The following is a 3,198-nucleotide window of genomic DNA, read 5'->3' on the forward strand; positions in this document are numbered from 1 at the left end:
CGGGGACGGGGACGGGGACGCCGTAGCGATGCTGATGCGCGGGGACCTGGCGGGGAAGCCGACCGGGCAGCTGCCGGCCGGGCTCGGCCCGGGGCACACGGACCCGGTGGGCGTGGAACTGCCGAAGGGGAGCACGAGCCTGGAACTGACCCTGCGTCTCCGTGCGACCGCGAGCCCTTCCCACACGGACTCGTCGAACTCATCGGACCCGGCGGACCCGGCGGCGTACCGCTCCAAGATGTCCGCCGACGTGACCGTGACCCTGGAGGACCGGTACGGCACGCCCTACCGCATGTCCGCAGGCGACCTCCCCGCCGATGGCAAGGCACACCGCCTCACCCTCGAACTGGCGCAGGGCGAACGGGCCCCGACCGACCGGGCCGCCGAACCACTCTCGCTGACCGGGGCGCAGCTGGACATGTCCCAGCCGACCGGGCGCGCCGAGGAACACCGGCTGTCCGTGGAGCGGTTGACGGCCACGGGAGCCGGCGGAACCGAGCGGCGGCTGGCGGAGCCCACCTCCTGGAAGGTGACGTCCGCGAACAACAACACCACGGCGGACCCCGAGGCGGGCAACACCCCCACGCGCCCGGACGTGCAGTCCCGGAGCCCACTGACGGTGAGCTACGGAACGGGGTACATCCCCCGGGAAACCCCCTGGGAGAGCGCGTCGTTGACGATCCGGCTCCAGGCGGAGCGGCCCGCCGCACCCGAAGTGGAGGCCGTGGCGACCGACGACTTCCTGGCCGCCGCGGGCGCGCGCAAGGGCGAACGGCTGGACGTCCCCTTCGGCGGCTCGGCCGTACCGGTACGGATCGTGGAGAGCGTACGCGCGCTGCCGACCACGCAGGGCTCGACCACGCAGGATCCGGGCGCCGGGACCACCTCCGGCGGGGCCCTGCTGGTCGATCTGCGGTCCGTGAACCGGGTGCTGGACGCGCGCTACGGGGAAAGCGTCGCGCCCAGCGAGTGGTGGCTGCGGACCGCGCCCGGCGCCACCTCACAGGTCGCGGCGGAGCTGCGCGAACGGCCCGACGTCGAACCGTCGCAGGTCGTCGTGCGCGACGAGATCGCGGAACGGCTGCGGGACGATCCGTTCGGGGCGGGGCCCCAGGCCGCGTTCACCGCGGCGTCCGTGGTCGCCGCCGCGCTGGCCGCGGTCGGCTTCGCGGTGAGTACGGCCGGCTCGCTGCGGGAGCGGAGCGCCGAGTTCGCGCTGCTCCGCGCGCTGGGGGCGCCGCGCCGTCAGCTGGCCCGGCTGGTCGCGGCCGAGCAGGGCGTGCTGGTGGCGCTGGCCCTGGTGGTGGGGGTGGCGCTGGGAGCGGTGCTGACCCGGGCGGTGATTCCGTTGATCGTGCTGACGTCCCGGGCCACCCGGCCGGTACCGGAGGTGCTGGTGGAACTGCCTCTCACGCAGGTCGCGTTCCTGCTGGCCGCGCTGGTGGTGGCGCCGCTGATCGTCACCGCGGTGCTGGTGCTGCGGCGGGGCGACGCGGCCTCGTCGCTCCGGTCGCTGCGCGTACTGCACGAACAGGGAGGTGAATGAGGTGGGCCGCCGGTGGACCTTCGCACGTCGTACCTCCGTACGTCGGGGCGTCCCACGTCTGGGCGTCGAACGCCCCGTCGCCCCCTGGATCCGTACCCGGCTGCGCGCCGCGCCCGGCGCCGCCGTCGCCCTCGCCCTGCTGGTGACGGCGAGCGTCTGCCTGGCCGCGTCGTTCCCGCGTGCCGTCGACCGTTACGAGGACGCCGGCCTGCGCCGGGCGGTCGCCGACGCCACGGCGAGCAGGACGTCCGTACAGGTGTCGGCCCCGCCGCCGAAACTCGGCGCCACGCAGGGAGAACGCGAGGCCGGCCTGCGCCCGGCCGCGCTGCGCGAGCAGTACGAGGGCATCCTGGACGTCGTCGAACGGCCCCTGGCCGCCGACCCCGCGCAGTCCACGTACGGCGTGCGCACCACCAAACCCCTTGAGGCGGCGGAGAAGTGGCTGCCGAGGCCGAGCGGACTGCCCGCGCAGATGGTCCTCGCCGCGCACGAAGGCCTCGCCGAACACGCGCGGTTGCGGGCGGGCCGGCTGCCGCGCACCGACGGCACGGTGACCGCCGCGGCCCCGGAGCTGGAGGCCGCGGTCACCACGGAGACCGCCGGGCGGCTTCGGATCAAGGTGGATTCGGTGATCCACGTGCCCGCCGTCGAACGCGCCCCGCTCGCCGTGCGTATCACCGGCATCGTCGCCCCGCGCGACCGCGAGGGGGCGTACTGGGCGACGCAGCCCGTCCTGCGCACCCCGTCCCTCAGGCAACTCCCCACCCAGGGCCCCGAGCCGAGCACGTACTGGCTCGGCGCGCTCCTCCTGGCTCCGGAGGCGGCGCCCGCGCTCCTCGGCACCCCCGGCGCTCCCGCCCGTTACTGGCAGCTGGCTCCGGCGGCCTCCGCGCTGGCCGCGAACGACCTGACCCGCCTGGCCGGCTCGATCGCCGCGTTGGAGTCCGGGCCCGGTCTGCTGAAGGTGCGCGCGTTCACGGACCCGGTGGCCGACGTGAGCACCGAGCTCGACGACGTCCTCACCTCGTACGCCGAACTCCGTTCCGGCATCCGTCCCCTGGTCGCCGTCGCCGCCTTCGGCAGCGCCACGGTCGCGGTCGTCGTGCTCCTCATGGCGGGTGGTCTCGCCGCCGACCGCCGCCGCGGCGAACTGGCCCTCCTGCGCGCCCGCGGCGTCTCCCTGCGCGGTCTCACGGCACGGCTGTTCGCCGAGACGGCGGTGGTGGCGATACCGGCTGCCGCGCTCGGTCTCGGGGCCGCGCTGCTCGCCGTCCCGTACGGCCGGCTGTCGTACGCCGCCTGGACCGCCGCCGCGGTCGCGCTCCTCGCCTGCGGCATGCTTCCGGTGCGCGCCTGGATCACCCACCGTGCCGTACGCGTCCACGGAGCCCGCGAGGACCTCGCGTCCGTACGCCCCTCGCGGCGCCGTACCGTCGTCGAACTCACCCTGCTGGTGCTGGCGTCGGCGGCGGTGTTCGCGCTGCGGAGCCGGGGAACGTCGGGCGGTTCCGCAGGGGTGGCCGACTCCGGCGACCCGGCGGACCTGAACGCCTCCGCCTCCGGTGATCAACTCGTCGCGCTGGCGCCGGTGCTGATCGGTGTGATCGCCGCGCTGGTCCTGGTCCGGCTCTATCCGCTGCCCCTGCGCCGGC

Annotated in this window: 2 protein-coding genes; both read left to right on the top strand. The window is 75.2% G+C overall.

All coding sequences use genetic code 11. From position 1 onward, the window contains the following. The coding region (locus AOK01_RS39365) for an ABC transporter permease (protein WP_245702610.1) at positions 1–1,546 on the top strand (1,546 nt) is incomplete at its 5' end. Further along, positions 1,539–3,198 (top strand): FtsX-like permease family protein (locus AOK01_RS39370; RefSeq protein ID WP_342671095.1); only part of this gene is annotated, 1,660 nt, incomplete at its 3' end. The genes AOK01_RS39365 and AOK01_RS39370, both read left to right, overlap by 8 nt.

The sequence above is a fragment of the Streptomyces aurantiacus genome (genome assembly GCF_001418335.1).
In the GTDB taxonomy this organism is placed as follows: Bacteria; Actinomycetota; Actinomycetes; order Streptomycetales; family Streptomycetaceae; genus Streptomyces; species Streptomyces aurantiacus.